General features: G+C 73.2%; 23 protein-coding genes. 2 read left to right on the forward strand and 21 right to left on the reverse strand.

Going from position 1 to position 25,416, the window contains the following annotated elements:
* Positions 1–30 precede the first annotated feature (30 nt).
* From OHT74_RS18000 to OHT74_RS18070, 15 genes are all read right to left on the reverse strand, one after another.
* On the reverse strand, positions 31–1,539 hold the full coding sequence (locus OHT74_RS18000) for a lyase family protein (RefSeq protein WP_328620753.1): 1,509 nt from the start codon (positions 1,537–1,539) through the stop codon (positions 31–33).
* On the reverse strand, positions 1,539–3,458 hold the full coding sequence (locus tag OHT74_RS18005) for an FAD/NAD(P)-binding protein (RefSeq protein ID WP_328620754.1): 1,920 nt from the start codon (positions 3,456–3,458) through the stop codon (positions 1,539–1,541). Before OHT74_RS18005 ends, OHT74_RS18000 begins: the two co-directional genes overlap by 1 nt.
* Positions 3,436–5,007 (reverse strand): glutamine synthetase family protein, encoded by a 1,572-nt coding sequence (locus OHT74_RS18010; protein ID WP_266665402.1) that lies wholly within the window; start codon positions 5,005–5,007, stop codon positions 3,436–3,438. The genes OHT74_RS18005 and OHT74_RS18010 overlap by 23 nt, the downstream gene beginning before the upstream one ends.
* Positions 5,004–6,461 carry an amidase gene (locus OHT74_RS18015; protein ID WP_266665404.1) on the reverse strand — a complete coding sequence of 486 codons (1,458 nt, stop codon included), beginning with the start codon at positions 6,459–6,461 and terminating at the stop codon, positions 5,004–5,006. Before OHT74_RS18015 ends, OHT74_RS18010 begins: the two co-directional genes overlap by 4 nt.
* Positions 6,451–8,235: a hypothetical protein gene (locus OHT74_RS18020; protein WP_328620755.1), complete on the reverse strand. Its 1,785-nt coding sequence runs from the start codon at positions 8,233–8,235 to the stop codon at positions 6,451–6,453. The genes OHT74_RS18015 and OHT74_RS18020 overlap by 11 nt, the downstream gene beginning before the upstream one ends.
* Before the next feature lie 66 nt (positions 8,236–8,301).
* Complete coding sequence (locus OHT74_RS18025) at positions 8,302–8,706, reverse strand: GNAT family N-acetyltransferase (RefSeq protein WP_266665408.1); 405 nt, start codon at positions 8,704–8,706, stop codon at positions 8,302–8,304.
* A complete protein-coding gene (gene purB, locus OHT74_RS18030; RefSeq protein WP_266665410.1) occupies positions 8,693–10,000 on the reverse strand; it encodes an adenylosuccinate lyase in 1,308 nt (435 codons plus the stop codon). Before purB ends, OHT74_RS18025 begins: the two co-directional genes overlap by 14 nt.
* A gap of 125 nt (positions 10,001–10,125) precedes the next feature.
* Entirely contained in the window at positions 10,126–12,177 is a 2,052-nt protein-coding gene (locus tag OHT74_RS18035; protein WP_328620756.1) for an AfsR/SARP family transcriptional regulator, read from the reverse strand.
* 64 nt (positions 12,178–12,241) lie between these two features.
* Entirely contained in the window at positions 12,242–12,565 is a 324-nt protein-coding gene (locus tag OHT74_RS18040; RefSeq protein ID WP_328620757.1) for a PqqD family protein, read from the reverse strand.
* Positions 12,565–13,347 carry a hypothetical protein gene (locus tag OHT74_RS18045; protein ID WP_266665416.1) on the reverse strand — a complete coding sequence of 261 codons (783 nt, stop codon included), beginning with the start codon at positions 13,345–13,347 and terminating at the stop codon, positions 12,565–12,567. Before OHT74_RS18045 ends, OHT74_RS18040 begins: the two co-directional genes overlap by 1 nt.
* 548 nt (positions 13,348–13,895) lie before the next feature.
* Positions 13,896–14,417 carry a DUF5956 family protein gene (locus tag OHT74_RS18050; RefSeq protein ID WP_328620758.1) on the reverse strand — a complete coding sequence of 174 codons (522 nt, stop codon included), beginning with the start codon at positions 14,415–14,417 and terminating at the stop codon, positions 13,896–13,898.
* 9 nt (positions 14,418–14,426) lie between these two features.
* Positions 14,427–15,017 (reverse strand): HD domain-containing protein, encoded by a 591-nt coding sequence (locus tag OHT74_RS18055; protein ID WP_328620759.1) that lies wholly within the window; start codon positions 15,015–15,017, stop codon positions 14,427–14,429.
* Positions 15,018–15,028: 11 nt separating this feature from the next.
* Positions 15,029–16,324 carry a cytosine deaminase gene (gene codA / locus OHT74_RS18060; protein ID WP_328620760.1) on the reverse strand — a complete coding sequence of 432 codons (1,296 nt, stop codon included), beginning with the start codon at positions 16,322–16,324 and terminating at the stop codon, positions 15,029–15,031.
* 79 nt (positions 16,325–16,403) lie between these two features.
* On the reverse strand, positions 16,404–16,571 hold the full coding sequence (locus OHT74_RS18065; RefSeq protein WP_328620761.1) for a hypothetical protein: 168 nt from the start codon (positions 16,569–16,571) through the stop codon (positions 16,404–16,406).
* A gap of 89 nt (positions 16,572–16,660) precedes the next feature.
* Positions 16,661–16,825: a hypothetical protein gene (locus tag OHT74_RS18070; protein ID WP_159047224.1), complete on the reverse strand. Its 165-nt coding sequence runs from the start codon at positions 16,823–16,825 to the stop codon at positions 16,661–16,663.
* A gap of 102 nt (positions 16,826–16,927) precedes the next feature.
* Here OHT74_RS18070 and OHT74_RS18075 point away from each other — a divergent pair, with 102 nt between their 5' ends.
* The gene (locus OHT74_RS18075) at positions 16,928–18,745 is read left to right on the forward strand and encodes a prolyl oligopeptidase family serine peptidase (RefSeq protein ID WP_443047428.1); all 1,818 of its coding nucleotides are present in this window, start codon (positions 16,928–16,930) and stop codon (positions 18,743–18,745) included.
* A gap of 78 nt (positions 18,746–18,823) precedes the next feature.
* On the forward strand, positions 18,824–19,636 hold the full coding sequence (locus OHT74_RS18080) for an SURF1 family protein (RefSeq protein WP_328620762.1): 813 nt from the start codon (positions 18,824–18,826) through the stop codon (positions 19,634–19,636).
* On the opposite strand, the gene OHT74_RS18085 is transcribed toward OHT74_RS18080, so the two are convergent.
* The 6 genes from OHT74_RS18085 to recR all read right to left on the reverse strand — a co-directional run bounded on the left by OHT74_RS18085 (position 19,608) and on the right by recR (position 25,381).
* Positions 19,608–20,702, reverse strand: coding sequence for a hypothetical protein (locus OHT74_RS18085; RefSeq protein ID WP_266665425.1), 1,095 nt, complete (start codon positions 20,700–20,702; stop codon positions 19,608–19,610). The genes OHT74_RS18080 and OHT74_RS18085 overlap by 29 nt on opposite strands.
* Positions 20,699–21,463: a SigE family RNA polymerase sigma factor gene (locus OHT74_RS18090; RefSeq protein ID WP_443047429.1), complete on the reverse strand. Its 765-nt coding sequence runs from the start codon at positions 21,461–21,463 to the stop codon at positions 20,699–20,701. The genes OHT74_RS18085 and OHT74_RS18090 overlap by 4 nt, the downstream gene beginning before the upstream one ends.
* A gap of 171 nt (positions 21,464–21,634) precedes the next feature.
* On the reverse strand, positions 21,635–22,711 hold the full coding sequence (locus tag OHT74_RS18095; RefSeq protein WP_266665427.1) for an aspartate-semialdehyde dehydrogenase: 1,077 nt from the start codon (positions 22,709–22,711) through the stop codon (positions 21,635–21,637).
* Positions 22,708–23,982 (reverse strand): aspartate kinase, encoded by a 1,275-nt coding sequence (locus tag OHT74_RS18100; RefSeq protein ID WP_266665430.1) that lies wholly within the window; start codon positions 23,980–23,982, stop codon positions 22,708–22,710. The genes OHT74_RS18095 and OHT74_RS18100 overlap by 4 nt, the downstream gene beginning before the upstream one ends.
* Positions 23,983–24,132: 150 nt before the next feature.
* Positions 24,133–24,789: a DUF5063 domain-containing protein gene (locus tag OHT74_RS18105; protein WP_266665432.1), complete on the reverse strand. Its 657-nt coding sequence runs from the start codon at positions 24,787–24,789 to the stop codon at positions 24,133–24,135.
* Positions 24,782–25,381, reverse strand: a complete 600-nt coding sequence (gene recR, locus OHT74_RS18110; RefSeq protein WP_030152816.1) for a recombination mediator RecR — start codon at positions 25,379–25,381, stop codon at positions 24,782–24,784. Before recR ends, OHT74_RS18105 begins: the two co-directional genes overlap by 8 nt.
* Between the last annotated feature and the right edge of the window lie 35 nt (positions 25,382–25,416).

Here is a 25,416-nt window from a genome sequence, read left to right on the forward strand (position 1 = left end):
GGTCCGCCACGGGCCGTCGCCGTACGGAAGTCATGCGGTGGTGCCGCCGGTGCCGAGCGTGCTGCGGTGGTACGCGAGGGCCCGCTCGATCAGCGCCTCGGCGGCGCCGGTGTACTCGGCCGGGCTGAGCAGGCGCGCCAGCTCGCCGGCCGTGAACTCCGCGGCCAGCTCGGGCGCGTCGGCGAGGAGCTTGTCCACGAGGGAGTCCGCGGCTCCGGAGCCCGCGGTCCCTGCGCCCACCGCCACCCGGCTCACCAGCCGCTTGGCGCCGGCCTTGCCGAGCACGGGGGCCAGTACGGCGGCCAGCCGCTCGGTGACCACGGCCCCGCCGGTGAGCCGCAGGTTGGCCTCCATCCGGGCCGGGTACACCTCCAGCCCCTCGGCCAGCTCCGCCGCCGTGCAGGCGGCCCCGCCGACCAGCCGCAACGCCTCGCGCAGCGGCTGCCATTCGCCGTGCCAGGCACCGGCGGGCCGCTCGTCCTCGGCGGCGGCCGCGCAGTGCGTCAGCGTCAGGACCAGCGAGGGCACCTGGAGCGCGGCCGAGCGGATCATCGCGGCGAGCACCGGGTTGCGCTTCTGCGGCATGGCGGAGGAGACGCCCCGGCCGACCCCCGCGGGCTCGGCCACCTCGGCGAGCTCCGTGCGGGCCAGGGTCTGCACATCGGTGGCGAACTTGCCCAGCGCCACCGCGGCGTGCGCGAGGACGGCCCCGGTGTCGGTGATCGGGGTGCGCAGGGTGTGCCACGGCAGGACGGGCTCCGCGAGGCCCGTCTCGGCGGCGAAGAGGCTGATCAGCTCCCCGGTGTACGCGCCGGGGTCCCTGTCGGGCCGGCTGCGGCCGTCCCCCTCGGCGGGGGCCTGCTGCGCGTAGGCGAGGTAGCCCGCGAGGGTGCCCGCGGCCCCGCCGAGCTGGACCGGCAGCCCCCCGTCGAGGAGGGCCGCGACCCGGCGCCGTACGTCGAGCACGGCGACGAGCCAGCCCGCCGCCTTGAGGCCGAACGTGGTGGGGACGGCGTGCTGGCCGAGGGTACGGGCCGCCGCCGGCGTGCCCCGGTGCTCATCGGCCAGCCGGGCCAGGGCCGTGGCGGTCCGGTCGAGCTCGGCGCGGACCAGGCGCAGGGTGCGGGCCGTGACCAGCATCGCGCCGGTGTCGAGGATGTCCTGGCTGGTGGAGCCGCGGTGCACGTACTCCGCCGCCGCCGGGTCTTCGGCCGCGACCACCGCCGTCAGCTCCTCGACCAGGGCGACCACCGGGTTGCCGGCGCCGCGCGCCCGAACGGCCAGTGCAGGCAGGTCGATCGCCTCGGCCCGGGCGCACGCCGTGATGGTCTCGGCCGCCTTCGCGGGCACGGTGCCGAGCCGGGACTGGGCCCGGGCCAGGGCGGCCTCCGCGTCGAGCATCGCCTGAGCCCAGGCGCTGTCGGTCAGGGCCGCCTCGGTGGCGGTACCGGCCCGGACGGGCGAGAGCAGGCCGGTGTCCGCTCCGGCCTCGGCTCCGGTGCCGGGTCGGCGGTCCGGCATCGTCTTCAGGCCGTCCATCACGTGCTCCTCGTCAGGGTGTCGAAAGGGCGGCCGGCCCGGGAGGCGAGGCCGAGGATGCTGCGGGCCATCGCGTCGGAGTCGCCGAGGATCACCGAGTCGACGCCCGGCCGGGCCCCGGCGGCCGTCACCCAGTGCACGCCCTCGGTGGGCACCCCGTACGCGAAGCGCCGCTCGTGCGGCGCACCCGCCGCGTCGATGATCCGGTACGGGCGCTGCGTGACCGCGATCCCGCCGGTCCGGTACGGGCCGTGCTCGTCGTCGATGACGTACGGGGTGCACTGGCCCGTCGCGTACAGGTGCCCCAGCAGCGGATCCCCGGTGCGCACCAGATCGGGTTCGGGCAGCCTCGCCTCGATGAACGCCCGGGCGTGCACCGCGTCTTCGCCCACCCGGGGCGAGCGGGCCGTGAAACGGCCGACGGCCTCGTCCGCGGCGAACTCGGCACCGGGGCCGAGCACGGTCAGCACGCCGGCCTCGATCAGCGCGATCGCCTCCTGGATCCGGCGGGGCGGCGGGCCGATGGACAGGTAGGCGTTCAACGGCCGGTACGAGCCGGTCAGTTCGTCGCGGTAGTCGGCACCGGATATCCCGCCGTGGTCGACCAGCAGCCGCACCTCGTTGCGCAGGTCCCTCAGTACGTCGAGCGCCGCCTTGTACGGCCCGTCGACGTTGCCCGCATGCGCCTCGGCGACGTCCCGGCGCAGGTGTTCCAGCAGCCAGCCGGTGAACTCGGCGCGGTCGGCGAAGACTCGGTCCGCGCAGGGCCGGGCGACGCGCTCCCAGTCCCAGCGCCGCCCGGGGGCCACGCCCAGCGCGTCGAGCAGCCGGTCGCGGGCGTACGCGGTCCAGGGCCCGGAGGCGCTCAGCGCGAGCAGCCGCGCCGCGGCCCCGGGGCGGCCGTCGGCGCGCAGCAGCGCCGCGTAGTAGACGGTCTCCACCTCCTGGGACACCAGCGGCCAGATGTCGCGCCGGAACGTCAGCCGCGGCCTGCGGCGCAGCCGGTCCAGCACGGCCGGGGTGAGGACGAGGGGGACGTGCCGGCCGTGCGCGCCCTTCTGGTTCTCCCCGCGGGCCTGGTACGGCACACCGCGGCGCGACCCGGCGTACAGCACGGGCTCGCGGCCGGAGCGGTGGTAGACCAGGCCGGTGTCCTTGGCCTCGAAGGCGCCGCCGCGGCCCTCCGTCAGCAGGGACACGTGGTCGAAGAAGTTGAGTCCGAGACCGCGCAGCAGGACCGGCTCGCCCGCCCCGATCCCGTCCAGCCCGGCATCGGCCGGGTTCCCCGGGGGCAGGTAGAACAGCCCCCGGCGGTCCGCGAACCGCGCGAAGGCGGTCTCCGCGGGGGTCGGCGAGACCGGCAGGTGCCCCTGGGCCAGCACGACCGCGTCCAGCCCGGACAGCACCGTGCCGTCGTCCAGGGTCACCCGGTCCCGGCCGTCCGCGCCGGGGTCCGGGTCCGCGTCGAGCCTGACGGCGCGCGCGGCGTGCGTACGGATGTCCGCCGGGGCCCACCGGACCACGCTGCGCAGCACCCACTCCAGGTAGCGCCCGTACAGGGCCCGGGTGGGATAGGCGTCGGGGCCCGGCCCCTCCTCGGCCGCGGCCCATGCGGCCAGGCTGGGACCGGGCCGCACGGGGCCGTCCATCGTCACGCTGTCGTCGGTGAAGAGGGTCACCTGGGAGGCGACCGTGTTCATGAGCAGAAGCTCCGACTGGTCGGAGCGCCACACCTGCCCGCTGCCGGGCTGCGGGTCCACGAGGTGGACCCGCAGCCGCACCCCGGCCGGCAGCAGCTCGTCCGCGTTGGCCGCGAGCCGTTCGAGGACGGACAGCCCCCGCGGCCCGGACCCGACGATGCAGACCGTCCACCGGCCGTCCCCGGGCGGGCGTGCGTCAGTAGGCGCCGAAGTACTCACGGTGCTCCCATACGGTGGTCTCGCCCGGTCCGGCGGGCCCCGACCCGGCCAGCCAGTCCCCGAACCGGGACACCTCGCTGCGCTTGAGCTGCGCGAGGCAGTCGTGGAGCGGCTTGCCCAGCAGTTCCCGGGCCAGGGCGCTGCCCTCCATCGCGGCCACCGCCTCGGCCAGGTCGCGCGGCAGGGCCGCCGCCGTGGGGGCGTGCGGGTCCTGTGCGAGACCGCCCGGCCGCAGCCCGCGCTCGACGCCGTCGAGGCCCGCGGCGAGCTGCGAGGCGAGGTACAGGTACGGGTTGGCGCAGGGCTCGCCGAGCCGGTTCTCGAGGTGCGTGGACTCCTCGCCGGGGCCGCCGAGCACGCGGACCAGGGCGCCCCGGTTCTCGGCGCTCCACACGACCCGATCCGGGGAGAGCGAGAACTGCTCGTCGAGCCGGCGGTACCCGTTGACGGTCGGGACGGCGAACAGCGCGATGTCCGCGGCGTGTTCGAGCAGCCCGGCGACGTAGCCGAGCCCCTCGTCCGACAGCAGGGCCGTGCCCTCCTGCGGTACGAAGGCGTTGCGGTCGGCCGCGGTGTCGAACAGCGACTGGTGCAGGTGCCAGCCGCTCGGGTCGAAGCGCTCCAGCCGGGGCAGCGCCATGAAGGAGGCGTGGTGGCCGAGGCGGGCGCAGATCTGCTTGGCGACCGTACGGAACAGCAGCATGGCGTCGGCGGCGTCGAGGCCGTTCATCGGGCTGAAGGTGAACTCCAGCTGCCCCGGCCCCGATTCGTGCTCGACGGTGCGCAGCGGCAGGCCGAGCTCGCGCAGGGCGCGCGCCAGCGGGGTGATGACGTGCATGAGGCCGTCGGTGAAGGAGTCGAGGTTGAACTGGTAACCGCTGTTGACCGGTTCGACGGCGGGCGGTTCGCCCTGCACGCCGAACCCGCCCACCGCCGCGGCGGCCGTGGCCGAGGCGGCCGCCGGGCCGTGCTCCGCGACACCGGCCAGCCGGGTCACGTACCACTCCACCTCCAGGCCGACGACGTAGCTCAGGCCGCGCTCGGCGGCGCGGGCGCACTGGCGGCGCAGCACGGCGCGGCTGGAGAGCGGGTGGGCGCTGCCGTCGCGCAGGTACTCGTCGGCGATGACCCAGCCGGTGGCCGCCTCGGTGTACGGCAGCACCTTGAAGGTGAGCGGGTCGGGGACGATCAGGAAGTCGCCGGCACCGGTCAGCTCGGGGATGCCGATGCCGCCGCCGGGTGCGAAGAAGTCGACGCCCACGGCGTGCCCGGTGTCGAAGACGAAAGGGCCCGGGCTCATGTCGATGCCGTTGCGCAGCGCCGTGCGGAAGGCGTCGACCGTCAGGGTCTTGGAGCGCATCAGCCCGTGCGGGTCGCCGAAGCCGACCCGGACGAACTCGAGCTCCGACAGGGTCTCCTCCAGGGCGTCCGCCGCGGCTCGCTGGTCCGCGTTCCACAGGCCGTGCCGCTCGACGAAGCCGACGCTGCCGGTCGCGAAGCGGGCGTAGCGGCGCTCGCCGGCTTCCCGCGCGGTGGTGGGCTTCGTCATGTCGGTTCCCCTTCGGTTTCCGGGCGTTGTGCAGTGAGTGCTGCGTACTGGTGGTGCCAGGGGTGTGCCTGCTCCAGCTGGTACGCGGCGGCCAGGACCCGCAGGTCGTCGTGGCGCCCGCCCACCAGTTGCAGGCCGACGGGCAGGCCCCCGGGCGAGCGCCCCGCCGGGACGGACACCGCGGGCTGGCCGGTCAGGTTGAACGTGTAGGCCTCGGGCGCCCACGCCAGCCAGGACAGGGCGCCCTTGCGGACCGGGTCCGGCGGTTCGTGGAGCTCGGCGGCGAACGGCTCGATGGCCACGGTCGGCATGGCCAGCAGGTCGTACCGCTCCATCAGGGCCTGGCTGCGGGCCCGCAGCACGGCACGCGCCTCGTACGCCGCGGCCAGCCGGGCGGCGCTCAGCCCGCGCCCGTACCGGATGACGTCGAGCCGGCCGGGGTCGAGGCGGTCTGCGACCTCGTCCAGGTCGCCCGCGTGGGCGGCCGCCTCCCAGCCCGCCAGGATCGTCTCCAGCGCCGGGTACGGGTCCTCGAACGGCGGCGGGATCTCCTCGACCGTGTGCCCCCGGGCGGCCAGCGCCTCCACCGCCCGCCGGGCGGCGGCCGCGATGCCGGGCTGCGGCGCGGGATCGCCCAGCGAGGGGATCCAGCCGATGCGCAGCCGCGGGAGCCGCCCGGCCGCGGCCTCCGGGTCCCCGGTCGGCTCGCCGGGGACCCCGAAGGACAGCGGATCGCCCGCGTCGTAGCCGGACATCACCTGCGTGAGCAGGGCCGCGTCGGCCACCGTCCGGGTCAGCGGCCCCAGATGGGACAGCTCCTCGGGGCTTTGCGGCACGTACGGGATCCGGCCCAGCGAGGGCTTGAACCCGACGACCCCGCAGAACGACGCGGGGATGCGGATCGACCCGGCGCCGTCGGTGCCCGTGGCTCCCACGCCGATGCCCACGGCCACCGAGGCGGCAGCACCGGCGCTGGAGCCGCCGGGGGTGCGGGCGGGATCCCACGGATTGCGCGTCGGACCCTGCAGCCGGTTCACGCCGGCCGCGCTCCACCCGCCCTCGGTGGTGTTGGTCTTGCCGATGACCACGGCGCCCGCGGCCCGCAGCCGGGCCACGGCCGGTGCGTCCCGGTCGGGCACGGCGTCGGCGTGCAGCAGGGAGCCGCGGGTGGTCCGGATGCCCTCCGTCGGGGTCAGGTCCTTGACCGAGACGGGCATGCCGAGCAGCGGCCGGTCCTCCCATACGGCTTTGCCGTACCGGTGGAGCAGCCGGTCCGCTGCCTCGGCCTCGGCCGTGGCCCGCTCGCGGGCGAGGGTGAGGAAGGCCCCGATCCTCGGCTCCCACCGGTCCAGCTGCGCGAAGGTGGCGGCCAGGTGCTCCGAGGGCAGCAGGCTGCCGTCCCCGTACGCCGCGCGGAGGCTGCGGATGTCGGCGTACAGCAGGTCAGGCGCCATGGAAGGCCCGGTACCAGCTGTTGTCGAAGGCGGCGACCTCCAGGCCCCGGTCGGCGGCCGCCTGGTGCAGCAGCGCCTGGACGCGGCCCGTCACCATGGCCGCCCGCAGGTGGGGCAGCTCGAACTCGGCGCCGGAGGTGCGCAGCAGCCGCAGGTCGTACAGGCCGGGGCGGTACGCGCCCTCCAGCACGATGCCGAGCGGGACGCGCAGGGCGTGCCGGACGCCGAAGGCGACGTGCCCGGTGTGGTGCTGGTCGGACCAGTTGGTGATGTCGGCCGTCATCGGCGCGAAGAACCAGTCGTCGCGGCCCGGGGACTCCTCGGTCCAGGACATGCTGTGCGGCAGGTAGTGCCAGGTGTTGTAGCGCATCCGCGCGCTGTACGCGGAGAGGGTCCGGGCGAGGCCGGCGCGGTCGTCGGCGAACTTCCGCGCGAAGGCGGCGCCGGGCGCGACGCAGCAGTAGAAGTCGCGGGTGGCCAGGGCTGTTCGGTCCTCGGCCGGGTGGTCGCTGTGCAGCACGGCGACGCTCTTGGGGCCGCGGCCCATCACGACGTCGCAGTCCAGGGCGTCGGCCAGCGTCTCGAAGAACCGGTGGAGGAACCCCTCGTACGCGCTGGTGAACCCGGCGGGCGCGGCCAGCCGTACGACGCGCTCCACGACCTCCTCGGCGTACGCCCGCACCGTCTCGGGCGAGGCCGCGACGGGGAAGGGCCGCCCCGCGACGCCGGAGAGCAGGCCCGCCACCGGCGCCGGGAGCTCGTCCCAGCCGAGCGGCTCGGCCATGATCCGTTCCCGCTTGTGCAGGGAGGCGCCGTTGATCTCGCGGTAGAACACGGCGCCGCGGCGTAACAGCTCCGCCCGCCCGCCGGCACAGGCCGCGGCCAGGGCGTCGAGCGCGGCGCCCGTCGGCTCGCCGGCGAGGTCCGGGAGCTCCGCCCCGTACGCCTCGATGCGCTCGCGGAGGAAGTCCGCCAGCTGGTCCGGGGCCAGCTGCACGCCGTTGAACTCCTCCGCCCGGACCGGGGAGCCCGAGCTGATGAGCGCGTACATGCACACGACGAAGGTGGCGTCCTCGGGGGACCAGCGCGCGGCCGGGGTCTCCCGGAGCGCGGTGAGCACGGACCCTTCGGCCCCGGGGGCCATCGAACGCCCGGGCAGATTGCTGAACTTGCCGAGGTTGCTGTAGAAGCGGTCGCCGACGTACAGCAGCACGGGGGCCATGTGGACCAGCGCGTGGGCGACGGCGTCGATCCGCTCGCGGACCGACTCGGCGCCCTGCTGCGCGAGCCAGCGGTGGATCTCCTCGAACTGCAGCCGCTGGACGTCCTGGGCCAGGGCCCACAGCCTGCCCAGGGATTCGGGCCGGGACTGCCACTTGAGGGTGCCGAGCGGCTCGCCCTCCTCGGTCCCGGCGGGCTGCGTACCGGCCGGGACGACGCGCAGCCGCCCGGTCCCGGTCAGCATCAGCAGGTCACCGGCGCCGCTGTCGGTACCGGTGCCGGCTTCGGACCGGGCCGGGGCACCGGCCCCGTCCTCGGCCTCGGCCTCGGGGCCGCCGGTCGGGGCGAAGCCGGCCACCTGGGACTCGGCGATCTCCGTGTACACGCGCTCACCGAGCCCCATGGCCGCTCGGCCGACCTGCTCGGGGACCATCCCGTCGAGGGTGGCCGCTATCCGTATCGCGTCGGCGGCCAGGGCGCAGGCACGGGCCCGCTCGGCGGCCGCCTTGACCTGGGCATCGAATCCGGGCGTCTTCAGTTGCATTGTCGTCACCTACGGAACGTCATTCGACGGCGGTTCGGGATCGGGGAGGGACGGCCGACCCCGCGGGGCCCGGCTTCAGCCGAGCGCATCGATGGTCCATGCGGACTCGTGGCGGGTGAACCCGATGTGGGGGTAGTACGCGACGGCGGCCGGCGCCGAGAGCAGCACGAGCTTGGCCTGCGGCGCGGCTTCCCGGGTGGCCCGGATCAGGTCCCGGCCCACGCCGCGCCGCTGGAACTCGGCGTCCACGGCGATGTCGCTCAGGTACGTGACGTACGAGCCGTCGGTGATCGAGCGCGCGATGCCGATGAGCCGGCCGTCGAGGCGGGCCGTGATCACGAGGTTGGCACCGGCGAGCATCCGGGTGAACCGCTCGACGTCCTCGATGGGACGGCGCTCGCCGAGGGTGGACGCGCGGTAGAGGGCGGTGACTTCGGTGACGTCGAGGCTGGCACCGACGACGGGCTCACACTTCCACATGGTCTTGCAGCTCCTTGCTCAGTTCGATCAGTCGGGACTTCAGGTGGTCGCGGTTGCCGAGGAAGCGCCGCGGGTCCATTTGCTCGACCGTGACGTCCACACCGCGGGAGCCGAGGCCCTCGGCGAGGCTCGTGCCGGTCTCCCACGCCTCGGTGGCCGCGGCCTGGACCAGCCGGTAGGCCTCCTCGCGGTCCCGGCCCCGGTCGACCAGGTCCAGGAACACCTCGGAGCTGTAGACCAGGCCCCGGGTGGCGTCGATGTTGCGCTCCATGCGCTCGGGGAACACCCGCAGCCCGCGCAGCAGCCCGGCGGCCGAGACGAGCTGGTAGTGGGCCACCGTCAGGCTGTCGGGCAGGATGACGCGCTCCACCGAGGAGTGCGCGAGGTCCCGCTCGTGCCACAGCGCGACGTTTTCGTAGGCCGCCCCGGCGTGGGAGCGCAGGATCCGGGCGAGGCCGCACAGCCGCTCGCTCGTCGTCGGGTTGCGCTTGTGCGGCATCGCGCTCGACCCCTGGTACGCGCTGGTCCGCGGCTCGTCGACCTCGCCGACCTCGGTGCGCTGGAGCATCCGCATCTCGAGGGCGAACTGCTCGACGACGGCCCCCGTCACGGCGAGCGCGGAGAGCAGCTCGGCGTGCCGGTCGCGCGCCACGACCTGGGTCGGCATCGGCTCGACGCCGAGCCCGAGCCGGCCGCAGACCCACTCCTCGACGTACGGGGAGATGTGCGCGTACGTGCCCACGGGACCGGAGATGGTGCCCACGGCGACGGCGGCGCGGGCCGCGGTCAGCCGGGCGATGCTGCGGTGCAGGGCGAAGGCGTGCACGGCGAGCTTCTGCCCGAAGGTGGTGGGTTCGGCGTGGATGCCGTGGGTGCGGGCGATGCACACCGTGTCCCAGTGCTCCAGGGCGCGCTCCACGAGCAGTTCGGCGAACGTACGGGCGGCGTTCAGCACGAGGTCGCAACTGCGCGCCAGGATGTGCCCGAGGGAGGTGTCGACGAGGTCGTAGCTCGTCATCCCGTGGTGCACCCACCGCGCGGAAGCGGCCGGCATCGTCTCCGTGTAGGCCGCGAGGAAGGCGAGGATCTCGTGGTCGCGGGTGAGCTCCAGCTCCCGGATGCGGGCGACGGCGGGGACGGGGGCGCGGCGGATGTCGTCCAGGCTGCCCTGGTCCACGACGCCCAGTTCGACCTGGGCCGTGGTAGCCAGCACTTCGACGCGCGTCCAGGTCTCGTACTTGTGCTCCTCGGTCCAGAGCGCGGCCATCTCCGGAGTGGAATAGCGTTCGATCAACGTCGGTTCTCCTCGGATCTCCCCGTGGGCCGGGACCAGGGGCGGGCGGACACACCTCGGGCGGCACGGCGGGGGACGGGACGTGGGGGGTGTGGGGATCGTGGTGTGTCGTGGGGTCGTGGGGCTCAGGCCGTGAAGCCGAGCTCCGGTGGCAGGGCGGCAGCGGGGAAGGCGGCGGCTCCGGCGCGCACGGCCGGTCCGGTCGCGGGCGCGGTGGCCCGCAGCGGGACCAGCGCTCCGGCCGGCCTCGTGTACCAGGCGGCCAGCGCGTTCTGCACCGCGCCGTGCCGGCTCTGCATCGAGTCCACGTCGAACGTGAGCTCCCGCCCGTACAGCCGGACCAGCGGGTGGTACGAGAAGCGCACCCCGCTGCCCTTGACGAAGTCGGCGTCCAGCAGGTGCTGCGCGGTCAGCCGCTCGAGGGTCTCCTCCGCACGGTCGTCCGGCAGCCCCAGCGCGGCCGCGGCCACCCGTACCGGGAACGAGGCCATCTCCAGCAGGCTGAGCAGCCGGAACGCCCGCCGCTCCGGAGCGTCCAGGGCGGCGTAGCCGACCGCCAGGCTCTCGCGGACGCCGAGGTCGCCGACCACCAGCTCGTCGAGCCTTCTGCGGTCCGACTCCAGCCGCCGGGCGAGCGTCTCCAGGCGCCAGTGCGGCCGCTCCAGCAGCCGCGCGCCGACGATCCGGATGGCCAGGGGCAGCCGCCCGCAGTGCCGCACCAGGTCCTGCGCGGCCCCCTCCTCGGCCGCCACCCGCTCGCGGCCGATGATCCGGGCCAGGATCTCGCGGGACTCCTCCGCCGACAGCAGCCCGAGGCGTACGTGCCGGGTGCCGCCCAGAGTGGACAGCATCTCCAGGCTGGTCACCACGGCCGCGCAGGTCGGCGAGGCCGGCAGCAGCGGCCGTACCTGGGCCTCGTCGCGCGCCCCGTCCAGCACGATCAGCACGCGCCGGTGGGAGAGCAGCCCCCGGTACAGGGCCACCAGTTCGGCGAACTCCGCCGGCACGGCGCCGGGGGCCACCCCGAGTGCGCGCACCAGCTCGCCGAGCACGTCCGCCGGCTCGCGGAAGCCGTCCCCGCGCTGGAGTTCGACGTACAGCTGGCCGTCGGGGAAGACGGGGCTGACGGCGTGGGCGACCCGGACCGCCATGGTGGTCTTGCCGACCCCGGCGGCCCCGTACAGATTGAGCGTCTGCGGGACGGTGCGCTCCGCACCGTCCCGGGCGACGTCCCGCAGCCGCTGGATCAGCTCGGCCTCGATGCCGGGCCGGGCGAACTCCGCGAGGCGCGGCGGGAGGGTGTACGGGGAGGCCGCACTCCCGGCGGCGCCGGCGACCGGGCGCAGGCCACCGCCACCGCCACCGCCACCGCCGCCCTTGCCGCTGCCGCTGCCGGCTGCGGCGAAGGCGCGCGGCGCCTGATCCGGCTCCCCGTCGGACCGGGCGGCGGGCCCGGCGAGGATCTGCCGGTGGGCGGCGCGGAGTTCCTCGCCGGGTTCCACGCCGAGTTCCTCCGACAGCAGGCGCCGGGCCTCCTGGTACGCGGCGAGTGCCTCGCCCTGGCGGCCCGCCTTGTACAGGGCCGTCATCAGACGGCGCCACGCGCTTTCCCTGAATGAGTGTTCGGATACGAGGGCCCTGAGCCGGGGCAGGACCTCGGCGCAGCGCCCCACCGCCATTTCGGCGTCGGCCCAGCTTTCCGTGGCATTCAACCAGCGTTCAAGCAAGGCTGCACCGTCGCCCTGGTGGAGGTATTCCGAGGGGATGTCGACGAGCGGGGTGCCATTGGTCTGCTCCAACGCCGACCGGAACAGCCGGGCGCGTTCGGCCGGTTCGGTGCAGAGTTCCGCCTTGTGCAGGAGGACATTGAACCGGTCGAGGTCGAGCCGCTCGCCGTCGATCGCGATCGCGTAGCCGGAGGCCCGGCTGGCGACCACGTCGGCGCCCAGCACCTTGCGCAGGCGGGCGATGTACCCCTGGAGCGTCTTGCGTGCGGTCAGCGGGGGTTCGCCGCCCCACAGCTGCTGGATGAGCTCCTCCGCGGTGAGGGTGCGGTTGGCGCGGAGCAGCAGGGCCGCCAGCACGACCCGGTGTTTCGCCTGCGGAATCTCTAATAACTCACCGTTCCGCCGTACTGTCAGCGGACCGAATACATCGAACTGGAGATCGTCCAGCATGTGATGCCCCCGAAATTTCAAACCCACGGGCAAATGTGCAGGAGGCGGTGGCCCCTTGTGGAATTCAGCTCCGAGAATCGCCTTGCGCAATGTTCACGACATCGTGCTGCGCGAGTTCCGTGAAGAGCTCGACAATGTCCTGCACCACGGATTCCTGATCGATCTCGTATTCCTCGGCGATCAGCGCGGCGATATCGCTCACGGTGCGCTTTCCGTCGATCTGCCGCCAGATGTGGGCGGCGGACGCGGTCAGCTCGAAGAAGTGCTCGTACCCGCCGACCACCGTCGTGCCGCGGTGGTTGCGGATCTTCACGTTCAGCGGCAGCGAGGCCACCGAGCCGGGCCCCACCTGCAGGTTCTTACCGATCGGAGTTTCTTCGAGCGGCATCAGACCGACACCTCCATGGAGATCCGCTGGCAGACGGCGATGGTCTCCTCGACCCACTTCTGCGGGTTGTCCGGGTCGAAGGAGCGCATCGTCTCGATGGCCCAGTACGCGTCGAACGGCAGCAGCCCGGGGTTCAGGATCTCCATCCGCCGGGCCCGCCACTTCGGCCACAGGCTGCCGAACTGGCCGAGGCTCGCCTGGAGCGCGTCGACGGCGTGGTTGAAGGCGTTCTTGGTCGCGATGACCGCGCTGTACAGGTCGCCCCGGGCGATCTGGCCGGCCGCGTCCTCGGTGTAGCTGTCGGCCTGCTTGAGCGAGTTCACGATCAGCACCGACCGGTGGGCCGAGGCCGCGAGCCGCTCGCGGGTCGCCGCCAGCCAGGCGCCGTCGTCGGCTGCGGCGGCGTACGGAAGCCGCTCCAGCATGGCGATCTCGTGGTAGCTGAGGGTGCGCCAGGTGCCCTGATCCTCGGCGAACTGCTCCTGGGAGACCTTCGAGAGGACCTGCTCCAGCTGGGACGAGGTCCAGTACTCGATGTCCCAGCGGCGGCCGTCGACGAACGTGCCCTCGTACTGGAGCGTGTTCGGTTCGAGCGCGACGTGGTTGGTCTCGTCGATCGTGCTGACCCAGACGTCCTTGGTGACCACGTGGACGTCGAGGTCGCTGGTGGGGTTGCCCCAGCCTCTGATCAGGGACCCGCTCGCGAACACCGTCTCGTACTCGTCCGGGAGCAGGTTGCGGCTCCCTAACGCAGCGATTACCCCGGAGGTGTCATACGTCATGAGGCACGGCCCTTCCCCGTCTCGGCCCGCCGCGACCGAGATCATCGGCCGGCGGCGCGCTCTGGTTCCACTTGGGTCGCCGCCACGGAGTCCGAACGGGCGGCGCGCCTCGGAAAGGTGATCTCCGATCCCGAGGTCAATTCCGGCACACCCGAAAAATCGGCTGGCCATTTTTGGACTCTAGCAATGATCGTTAACGCCGCGGCAGTCCGAATGATGCGACGTCAGTCACATTACACAACACTTGAACTTCCTTGCAGGCCAGCATATTGACGCTTCTTCAACTGCGTCCAGAAGCAACTCGTGGCGAGAATTGGACTTTACATTGCAGGCGCCATGGGGTCTGTAAGGAGAGCATCAGGAATGCGGTGCGGGCCCGACGACCCGCTGCAATCCGCGGGCGCACGGTGGACCCGGCCCCGCCCCGGCCGCTGCGGCGGCGCCGCGGTGAGCCCCGCGCAGGCACGGGCAGCGCAGGGGCGAGTACAGGTTCTCGCCACCGGTGGCGAGGATCCACGGGCGAAATCGGCGGGTTACCCGGTCCTGGCCTACGTGTCGCTGCCGGACCCGGCGGCCAGGGCGGCGAGTTCGTCCCGGGTCAGCGCGAGAAAGGCAGCCGACGCCCGAACCTCTACCCCGCGTTCCTCCGCCACCGCCCGGAGGCGGTCGAGGACCGTCCCGACCGTGGGGAGGGAGCCGAGCGGGCGCAGCAGCCACAGGCGGCCCGGCGGCCGGTTGGGGAGGCCGAGCTCAGTGAGGACCTCCTCGGCCTCCCAGTCGAGGTCGTGCAGGTCGGGCTCGGCGAGCGGGGCGGCCTCCACGCCGGTGATGTGCCCGTGGCCGTCCAGCCGGGTCTCCACCGCCCAGTGGGTGGAGCGGTCCGGGATCCAGGTCCGGGCCGCCGGGGGCCACACGTACGGGAGGAACACCCACAGCATGTCCTCGGGGGCGGGCTCCCAGCCGAGCACCTCCAGCTCCCGGACCTCGGGCAGCCTGTCCGGCTCCTGCTCGCTGCGGCCGGTGCGGCGCAGTGCGAGCGGGTGCGGTGTTCCGTCCTCGTCCCACGACATGCGCGCAGGCTATCGCCGGTCGAGCGGGTTGGCGCCGATCCGCTGCGCCGCGCCGCCCGCGACATAGGCCGCGGCCGCGCAGTCGGGCTTGCGGACGGCCTGGTCCTCGACCAGGGCGAGGAAGGACGCGCCGAAATCCAGCCGGGGATGCGCCGCCAGCAGCTCCGCGGTGAACGCCGGGTCGAACTCGGCGACGCGCAGTCCCGAGACGTCGGCGCTGGTGCCGACCTGGAGGAGGTGGCTCTCGACGTCCTCGGCCGCGGTGACGTCGTCCCGCATGTGCCGGACGATCACCTCCTCCGCGCGGGCGCGCCGGTCCGCCGGCCAGCCCAGGCCCGCCGTCAGGACGCGGGCGACATGGCCGCCCGCCTCCTCGAAGGGCAGCGTGTGGCTGTCGAACGGCGCGCTCAGCCCCAGGTCGTGGACCAGCGCGCTGACGTAGAAGAGCTCCTCGTCGTACGAGAGCCCGTGCCGGGCCGCGTACTGCGCGCCGAAGGCGTACGAGCGGACCGAGTGGTTCAGCAGGCTCGCACCGGCGTACTCGGAGGCGATCTCCAGAGCCGCCCGGCCCGATGCGGTGTCACATGTCCATGTCGTCATGGGGCGTGAGCCTACGTGCGGCGGAAATCCACCTCCGACGGCGGTTCCTCCGGCCAGTTCAGCCGGGTCGGCGCCGGCCGCGTCTCGGCGAGGACCGTCCCGCGCGAGACCACGTACCGCGGCCGGACCTGGCGGCGGAGCGCCTCGGCGGGGGTCTCGGCCGGCAGCAGCACGAAGGAGGCGGGCGCGCCCTCCGCGATCCCGTACTCCGAGGCCGTCAGCCCCAGCACCCGCGCCGCACGCTCCGTCACCATCTCGAACGCCACCGGGATCTCGTCCGCTCCCGTGAGCTGCGCCGCGTACAGCCCGACGAGGGCGGTCTGGAGCGGGTTGGCGGTGCCGAGCGCGTTCCACGGGTCCATCACGTCGTCGTGGCCGAAGGCCACGTTGACCCCGGCCGCCAGCATCTCCTTGACCTGGGTGAGGCCGCGCCGCCTGGGGTAGCCGTCGAAGCGGCCCTGGAGGTTGAGGTTCGCGAAGGGGTTGGAGACCAGGCTGATCCCGGAACGGGACAGCAGCCGCTGGAGTTTGAAGCTGTACGCGCCGCCGTAGGAGCCCATCGCCGTCGTGTGCGAGGCCGTCGCCCGCTCCCGCAGCCCCGTACGCAGCGCGAGCGTGGCCAGCACCTCCACGAACCGGGACTGCTCGTCGTCGATCTCGTCGCAGTGGGCGTCCACGCGCAGGCCGTGCTCCTCGGCCACCGCGAAGGCGATGCCCAGCGACGCCACCCCGTCCTCGCGGGTGTCCTCGAAGTGCGGGATCGCCCCGACGACGTCCGCGCCGCGTGCGACCGCCTCGCGCAGCAGCGCCTCGCCGTCCGGGAACGAGACGATGCCCTCCTGCGGAAAGGCGACGATCTGCAGGGTCAGGAACTCCCGGACCCGGTCGCGGACCTCCAGCAGCGCGTCCAGCGCGGTGAGTGCCGGGTCGGTGACGTCGCAGTGCGTCCGTACGTGCAGCACGCCCTGGGCCGCCTGCCAGCGCAGCACCTGCGTGGCCCGGGCGACGACGTCCTCCCGGGTCAGGGTCGCCTTGCGCTCGCTCCAGCAGGCGATGCCCTCCCACAGCGTCCCGGAGGCGTTCGGGCGCGGCTCGCCGGCGGTCAGGGCCGTGTCCAGGTGGATGTGCGGCTCGACGAAGGGGGGCGACAGCAACCCGCCGTGCGCCTCGATCAGCACGCCGGTGGCCGGCGGCTCCTTCTGGTCGTCGTACGGGACCACCCGCGCGATCCGGCCGTCCTCGGCGACCTCGACGTCGTACAGGCCGTCAGTGTGCAGCAGCCGGGCACCCCGGACGATCATCCGCATGCGGCCACCCTACGACCGTGGCCTGTGGTTTCCGGGGGAAACCACAGGCCACGACCGGTGAATCGGCAACGGCAGCGGCTCAGCCGCGCTTGGCCTGGGCCTTCTGCTGCATGCCCCTCGTCTTCGCCGACACGGACTGCACGTCTCTGACCGCGGCCTTGGCGCGCGCCTCGGCCGCCGTGTTCTTCGCCCGTTCGTGCGCGCGCTCCGCGGCCTGTGCCGTGCCGGCACGAGCCTTCCTGGCCATGATCACTCCTCCTCGGGACACGCCGGAGGGCCTACGCCCTCCACTGTCCCTCCGTTCGGAGGAGGCGGCATCCGGGGCAAGGGCCAGGGTCAGCCGCGCCCGCCCTTACGGCGCTGCTCGCGCATCCGGTCTTCCTTCATGGCCTCCGTCTGGGCCTGTCGGACGTCCTCGATCAGCTGCGCCGGCTTCTGCGGGGTCCCGGACTCCGACGACCGAAGGTTCTCCTGAGTCGACTCCTTGCGCTTCTTCGCCATGATCGCTCCTCACTGGAAAACGGCTGGGTGGGACCCCGCCCACGCTGCCCCCTCCGGCCCTTCACGACCATCCGGCAGCGCCAATCGGGTTACATGAGGGGTATGACTGACAACACGGCCATGCCGGACTGGGAGAAGCGCTTCCGTGCGCCGCGCGTCGGGCTGCCCGACTGGGCCGAGGACGCCCCGGACCGCTCGCTCTTCGTCTCGAACGCGACCGGGACCTACGAGCTCTACGCCTGGGACCGCGCCACCGGCACGCAGCGACAGGCGACCGACCGACCCAACGGGACCACCGACGGAACCCTCTCCCCCGACGGCGAGTGGATCTGGTGGTTCTCCGACACCGACGGCGACGAGTTCGGCACCTGGGTGCGCCAGCCCTTCGCGGGCGGTCCCGACGAGCCCGCCACCCCCGGGCTGGAGCCCTCGTACCCCGGCGGGCTCGCCATCGGGCGCGACGGGACCTCGGTCGTCGGCCGCTCCACCGACGAGGACGGCTCGACCATCCACGTGGTGCGGCCCGACGGCACCGAGCCCGTGGTGATCTACCGGCACCGGGAGTCGGCCGGCGTCGGCGACCTCTCCCACGACGGCACCCTGATCGCGATCGAGCACACCGAGCACGGCGACGCCATGCACTCGGCCCTGCGCGTGGTCACCCTCGACGGCGCCACGGTCGCCGATCTCGACGACTCCCGCGGCGGCACGGTGGAGCTGGGCCTGGAGGTGCTCGGCTTCGCGCCGGTCGCCGGCGACACCCGGCTGCTGGTCGGCCACCAGCGGCGCGGCCGCTGGGAGCCGATGGTGTGGGACGTGGCCACCGGCGCCCAGCAGGACCTGGTGATCGAGCTGCCGGGCGATGTGAGCGCCGAGTGGTACCCGGACGGCTCCGCACTGCTGATCGCGCACAGCTTCGAGGCGCGCAGCGAGCTCTGGCGCTACGACCTGGCCGCGCAGGAGCTCGCCAGGGTGGACACCCCGCCCGGCACGGTCTCGGGCGCGACGGCCCGGCCCGACGGCACGGTCGAGTACCAGTGGTCCTCGGCGGCCGAGCCCTCTTCCGTACGGTCCACCGCGGGCGGGATCGTCCTGGACCCTCCCCCAGCTACCGCTGGGGGGACCCCCATGTTCCGGCCGCCCGGCTCGGTGCCGGTGGAGGACGTGTGGGTGGACGGCCCGGGCGGGCGGATCCACGCATTGGCGCAGCGGCCCCAGGGCCACGGAGACGGCCCCTTCCCGACCGTCTTCGAGGTGCACGGCGGGCCCACCCACCACGACAGCGACTCCTTCGCGGCGACCCCGGCGGCCTGGCTGGACCACGGCTTCGCGGTCGTCCGGGTCAACTACCGGGGCTCGACGGGGTACGGCCGCGAATGGACCGACGCCCTCAAGCACCGCGTCGGCCTGATCGAGCTCGAGGACATCGAGGCCGTCCGCGCATGGGCGGTGGCCTCCGGCCTCGCCGACCCGGCGCGCCTCGTGCTCTCCGGCGGCTCCTGGGGCGGCTACCTGGCCCTGCTGGGCCTGGGCAGGCAGCCCGAGGCCTGGGCCGTGGGCCTGGCCGCCGTACCGGTCGCCGACTACGTCACGGCGTACCACGACGAGATGGAGGCGCTGAAGTCCCTGGACCGCACCCTCTTCGGCGGCACGCCGGAGGAGGTCCCGGAGCGGTTCGAGGCGTCCTCCCCCCTCACGTACGTCGACGCCGTGAAGGCCCCCGTGCACATCGCGGCGGGCGTCAACGACCCGCGCTGCCCGATCCGGCAGATCGAGAACTACGTCGACCGGCTGGCGGCGCGCGGGGCGGTGCACGAGGTGTACCGGTACGACGCCGGGCACGGCTCGCTCGTCGTGGAGGAGCGGATCAAGCAGGTCCGGATGGAGCTCGAGTTCGTGCAGAAGCACCTGCCGCAGTAAGACGTGACGCGGCCGGGGCCGTGGCCCGGCGGTGGCCCCGGCCCCGGCGATCCGGTGCACCCCCCGTACGGTGGTGGGGTGCACCGGTTTCTCCTGACCCCGCGGTGGTGGGGGATCAACGTCTTCGTCGCGCTCGCCGTTCCCGTCTGCCTGTTCATGGGGACCTGGCAGCTCGGCCGGTTCGAGGACCGCGTCGACAGCCACAAGGAGGCGGCCGGCGCGCGCCCCGCCGACCAGGTGGCCGCACCGCTGGACTCGCTGCTCCCGGTGGACAAGAAGACCTCCGGACGCCTCGCCTCCGTCTCCGGCGAGTACGCCGACCAGCTGCTCGTCCCCGAGCGGCGGCTCGACGGGAAGTCCGGCTTCTACGTGCTGACCCTGCTGCGCACCGACACCGGAAAGGCCGTCCCGGTGGTCCGGGGCTGGCTGCCGGGCGCGGCGGACGCGGCCCGGGCTCCGGCCGCACCGACCGGGCGGGTCGAGGTGACCGGTGCGCTCCAGGCGTCGGAGAGCGCCGGCAGCAAGGGCGTGTACGCCTCGGGCGGGCTTCCGGCCGGGCAGCTCGGCGTGATCGGGTCGGCTTCGCTGGTCAACCTCGTGCCGTACGGGCTGTACGACGCCTGGCTGACGGTGCAGACCCCGGCGGACGGGCTGACCCCGGTTCCCGCGCAGGCGCCGAGCAACACCGGGCTCGATCTGAAGGCCTTCCAGAACCTCGGCTACACCGGCGAGTGGTTCGTCTTCGCCGCCTTCGTGCTGTTCATGTGGTTCCGGCTCTACCGCCGCGAGGTGGAGACCCTGCGCGACGCGGAGGCGGGGCTGCTGCCGGAGCCTGCCGTGCAGGAGCCGGCCGCCGCCCCGGCTACGGCTTCGGCGCGTCCAGCGGAATGACGCCCGTCCGGTAGACCGTCCCCCCGCACGCCGCGGGGATCGTCGTCTGCGTGGCCGGCGCCCCCGCCGGCGCCGTGTTCGGCTTGTGGGTCACTTCCACCCCGGTGCTGGGGGCCGGACTACCGGCGTCCGGCTCCGGGCCCGCCGCAGCGGCGCCCGACGCGCGCTGACCGGTGTCCCGGGCGCCGTCCACCGGGGGCTTGGTCCCCGGGTCGGGCGAGGCCGCCGGGCAGGACTGGGCCGAGGGCACCCACGCGAAGCGGACCTCGTACGCCGTGTTCGGCTGGAGCAGCAGCAGCGGCGTCTCCGCCGACGGGTCGGGCAGCCCGGCCGCCGGATCCCCCGCCGTGTGGCCGACCACGGTGACCCCCGAGCCCGTGCCGGGCGCCGAGGCCGTCACCGAGGCCGCGGTCACGGTGTCCGGGCCGGTGACGGTGCAGCCTCGCGCCGAGACGTTGGTGACCTTGAAACTGCCGTACACCTTGCCGTCGGCCTCCGGGGCCTTGGCCGCGCCCTGCACGCCGAGCTGCTCCGCGCTGCACCCGGGCAGTCCGGGCGCCGCTGTCGGGGGCATCGGACCGGTGCCGGCCGAGGCGCCCGCCGAGGCTCCCGCGGTGGCCGGGCCGGCCGCAGCGCCGCCGGTCGGGGATCCGCCGTACTCCGGTTCCGGCTGCACGCCGGCGCCGCCCGTCTCCACGCCCTTGCCCGCGGCCTCGGCGGACTTGGACGGGGAGCCCGAGCCGTTCTGGTGCGGGTCGGAGGTGCTGCCGCCCCCCGTGGCGGGCTCCTCGCCGTGCCCGGCCATGGCGGAGTGGTCGGCCGCGCCGCCGTCGCCGCCGGTGATGTGCAGGTGCAGGGCCGCCGGGATCGCCGTGCCGGCCAGCAGCACGGCCGCCGCCGCCCCGACGAGGGCCTGGCGCTTGCGGGTCCTGCGTACGGGGACGGCGTACCGCAGCCGCTCGAGCGCGCCCTCGGAGGGCTCCAGGCTCTCGACGGCTCCGCGCAGCAGGTTCCGCAGCGCCTGCTCCTCGCCCGCGCCGCCCGGCGGAGTGTGGTCGTCCATCATGACTGCGCAGCCTCCATCGCCACCCGCAGCGCGGCAATGCCCCGCGATCCGTACGCCTTGACCGAGCCGAGCGAGACGCCGAGCGTCTCGGCGACCTGGGCCTCCGTCATGTCCGCGAAGTACCGCAGCACCAGCACCTCACGCTGACGCCGCTGGAGTCCGCGCATCGCCTTGATGAGATCGTCCCGTTCCAGCTGGTCGTACGCGCCCTCTTCGGCACTGGCCATGTTCGGCATCGGCTTCGAGAGCAGCTTGAGGCCGAGGATGCGGCGGCGCAGCGCGGAGCGCGAGAGGTTGACGACGGTCTGGCGCAGATACGCCAGTGTCTTGTCCCGATCGCGAACCCGGTTGCGGGCCGAGTGGACGCGGATGAACGCCTCCTGGACGACGTCCTCGCAGGAGGCGGTGTCGTCGAGGAGCAGCGCGGCCAGGCGGAGCAGCGAGCGGTAGTGGGCCTGGTAGGTCTCGGTGAGGTGGTCGACCGTGGTGCCGGCGGTGACGGCCGGCTCGGCGGCGACGGGCTCGGCAGCGGCGGACGCCTCCTCCCCGCTCCCCCCGGCCTCCGCGCTATCGCGGGGTGCGGGCACGCGGCCGCCCCGGGTCGGCAGGGCGGAGGGCGCGGCGACCGGCGCCGCCGCGGACTGCGGGACGGGAACGATCACCGGGTAGCCGCCGGACGCGGGCACACGGGAACGCCGGCGCGGCGCACTGATTGCGCTGCGCGCCGGTACGACGGCGAAGTCGAGAAGTGCCTCTGCCACGCCAGTTGGACACGCGTCCCCCCACCAGGGTTGTACGCGCGAGGCAGCCTCACCAGCAAAATCCCTATTGCCCTCATGCGTACCCGCTCTTCCTGATTGCCCCGCCCGTCCCCAGGCGGCAGTCAGGCCATCACCTTGATCAAGGGATCAGCACTGATCCTACAAAGTGAATTACGCGAATTCACCAGCGATCAGTTCCGCGATCTGAGTGGCATTCAGGGCGGCCCCGTTGCGCAGATTGTCCGCGCACACGAAGAACTCCAGGGAGCGCGGATCGTCGAGCGAGGCCCGCAGCCGCCCCACCCATGCCGGATCCGTCCCCGCCGCGTCCACCGGAGTCGGGAACTCCCCCGCCGCCGGGTCGTCCACGACGACCACGCCGGGTGCGGCCTCCAGGATCTCCCGGGCGTGCGAGGCGTCCACCTCGGCCTCGAACCGCGCCCGTACGCTCAGCGAATGCCCGGTCAGCACCGGCACCTGTACGCAGGTCACCGCCACCGGCAGCGCGTCCAGGTGCAGGACCCGGCGGGTCTGCGCCCGCACGGCCAGCTCGTGCGAGGACCAGCCGCCCTCGCGGAGCTCACCGGACCACGGGACCACGTTCAGGGCGAGCGGGGCCGCGAAGGGGCCGGCGTCCTCGCCCACGGCGCGCCGCACGTCCCCGGTCTGCTCCCCCAGGGAGGTCCCGGCGACCAGCGACAGCTGGCGGCGCAGCGCCTCGGTGCCGGCCCGGCCGGCCGCGCTCGCGGCCTGGTACGAGGAAACGGTCAGGTCGGCCAGCCCGTACTCGGCATGCAGGGCACCCAGGGCCGCGATCATCGAGGCGGTGACGCAGTCCGGGCTCGCGACGATCCCGCGCGGCCGCGTCCGTACGGCCGGCGCATTGACCTCGGGCACCACCAGCGGTACCTCGGGGTCCTCCCGGAAGGCCGCGGACTGGTCGACGGCGACGGCTCCGCGCGTGACGACGACGGGAGCCCAGCGGGCCGAGACCTCGGCCGGGGTCAGGAACAGCACCACGTCGCCCTGCCCGAAGCCCTCGAAGGCGTCCTCGGTGAGGGCGAGCACCTCGCTCTCCTCGCCGCGCACGGCCAGCATGCGGCCGGCCGAGCGCGGGGAGGCGATCAGGCGTATGTCGCCCCAGACGTCCGCCCGCTGGGACAGGATCTGGAGCACCACGGTGCCGACTGCTCCGGTCGCCCCGACCACGGCGAGCGCCGGAGCCGGGGTCGACCGGGTCGCGGTCATCGTCCGGTGCCTCCGTAGACGACGGCCTCGTCGCTGTCGGAGTCGAGGCCGAAGGCCGTGTGCACGGCGCGGACGGCCTCGTTGACGTCGTCCTGGCGGGTCACGACCGAGATGCGGATCTCGGAGGTCGAGATCAGCTCGATGTTCACGCCTGCGTCGGACAGCGCCTGGAAGAACGAGGCGGTGACGCCCGGGTTCGTCTTCATGCCCGCGCCGACCAGGGAGATCTTGCCGATCTGGTCGTCGTAGCGCAGGGAGTCGAAGCCGATCTTGCCCTTCGCCCGCTCCAGGGCCTCGATGGCCTTGTGGCCCTCGGCCTTGGGGAGGGTGAAGGAGATGTCCGTCAGGCCCGTGGACGCGGCGGACACGTTCTGCACGATCATGTCGATGTTGATCTCGGCGTCAGCGATGGCGCGGAAGATCGCCGCGGCCTCGCCCGGCTTGTCCGGGACGCCGACGACCGTGATCTTGGCTTCGGAGACGTCGTGAGCGACTCCGGAGATGATGGCGTGCTCCACCTGCTCGTCCCCTTGCGGATTCTCGTTGCTGACCCAGGTGCCCGGCAGTCCCGAGAAGGACGACCGGACGTGGATCGGGATGTTGTATCGGCGTGCGTACTCGACACAGCGGTGCAGCAGCACCTTGGAACCGGAGGCGGCGAGCTCCAGCATGTCCTCGGAGGAGATCCAGTCGATCTTCCGGGCCTTCTTCACGACGCGGGGGTCCGCGGTGAAGACGCCGTCGACGTCGGTGTAGATCTCGCAGACCTCGGCGTCCAGCGCCGCGGCGAGCGCGACGGCGGTCGTGTCCGAGCCGCCCCGGCCGAGGGTGGTGATGTCCTTGCTGTCCGCCGACACGCCCTGGAAGCCGGCGACGATGGCGATGTTGCCCTCGTCCAGCGCAGTGCGGATCCGGCCCGGCGTGACATCGATGATGCGCGCTTTGTTGTGGACCGAGTCGGTGATGACGCCTGCCTGGCTACCGGTGAACGACTGGGCCTCGTGGCCCAGGTTTTTGATCGCCATGGCCAGCAGGGCCATGGAGATACGCTCTCCGGCGGTCAGCAGCATGTCGAATTCGCGCCCGGCAGGCATCGGGGATACCTGCTCGGCGAGATCGATCAGCTCGTCCGTCGTGTCGCCCATCGCGGAAACCACGACGACCACCTGGTGGCCGTTCTTCTTGGCGTCCACGATCCGCTTGGCGACGCGCTTGATGCCTTCGGCATCGGCTACGGAGGAGCCTCCGTACTTCTGCACGACAAGGCCCACGTGCGCTCCTCGCTCAGTCCGTCTCATTGCTGGTGCAGTGTAACGAGCGGCCGCGATCCGACCGCTTCGTACCGCATCATGAGACGAACAGATCAAAGTTTGGGTTCCCGCTCGGCGGGTTCCGACGGGGGTTCCCTGCTTCCCGTGGCCCTACGTCCCGTGCACGCCCAGCCGGGCACCGATTTCCTCGGCCATCACCCGTCCGGCCTGCTCGGCGAGGTCGTCCTCGGCGAGGTCCTCGTCGGTGTCCAGGCCGTCCAGGGCCTCCAGCGGCTGGTCCAGCCGTACGTGCGCGACCAGCGACTGCAGGGCGCGCAGGGTGGCCGAGGCCGTCGGGCCCCAGTTGGTGAAGTACGAGAACTGCCACCACCACAGCGCCTCGGTCGTCCGGCCCGCCCGGTAGTGCCCCAGCCCGTGCCGCAGATCGGCCACCACGTCGGCCACGTCGTCGGAGATCCGGTGCGCGACCGGGGCCTTGCGCGGCTCGTAGGGGTCGAAGACCTCCGAGTACACGTCGACGGGTTCCAGCATGTACGCGAAGCGCTCGCGCAGCTCCTCCACGTCCGGCTCCGGACCGAGGTCGGGCTCGTAGCGCTCGTCGGGCAGGACGTCCTGGTACGCGCCCAGCCGGCCGCCCGCCAGCAGCAGCTGGGACACCTCCAGGAGGAGGAAGGGCACCGCGCTGTCCGGGTCCTCGCCCTTGGCCACCTCGGTGACCGCGACGATGAAGGACTCGATCTGGTCCGAGATCTGGACGGCGAAGTCGTCCGGATCCTGGCCCAGGGCGTGCAGCGTTGCGTCAGACATCGAGAAGTCGCCTTCCTTCAAAGGCCCGCCCGAGCGTGACCTCGTCCGCGTACTCCAGATCTCCCCCGACGGGGAGCCCGCTGGCCAGGCGGGTGACCTTCAGGCCCATGGGCTTGATCATGCGGGCGAGGTACGTGGCGGTCGCCTCGCCCTCCAGGTTCGGGTCGGTGGCGAGGATCAGCTCGGTCACCTCGCCGTCCGCGAGGCGCGCCAGCAGCTCGCGGATGCGCAGATCGTCCGGGCCGACGCCCTCGATCGGGCTGATCGCGCCGCCGAGGACGTGGTACCTGCCCCGGAACTCGCGGGTCCGCTCGATCGCGACGACGTCCTTCGGTTCCTCGACCACGCAGATGACCGTGGTGTCGCGGCGCGGGTCGCGGCAGATGTTGCACCGCTCCTCCTGCGCCACGTTCCCGCACACGGCGCAGAACCGGACCTTGTCCTTGACCTCGAGCAGCGCGTGCGCGAGGCGCCGGACGTCGGTGGGCTCCGCCTGCAGGATGTGGAAGGCGATCCGCTGCGCGCTCTTGGGCCCGACGCCGGGCAGCCTGCCCAGTTCGTCGATCAGGTCCTGGACCACGCCTTCGTACACGGACTGCCTTCTTTCGGTATGGGATCGGGGGTGGA

Origin of the sequence: Streptomyces sp. NBC_00354, from assembly GCF_036106915.1 — a bacterium.
Classification (GTDB): Bacteria; Actinomycetota; Actinomycetes; order Streptomycetales; family Streptomycetaceae; genus Streptomyces.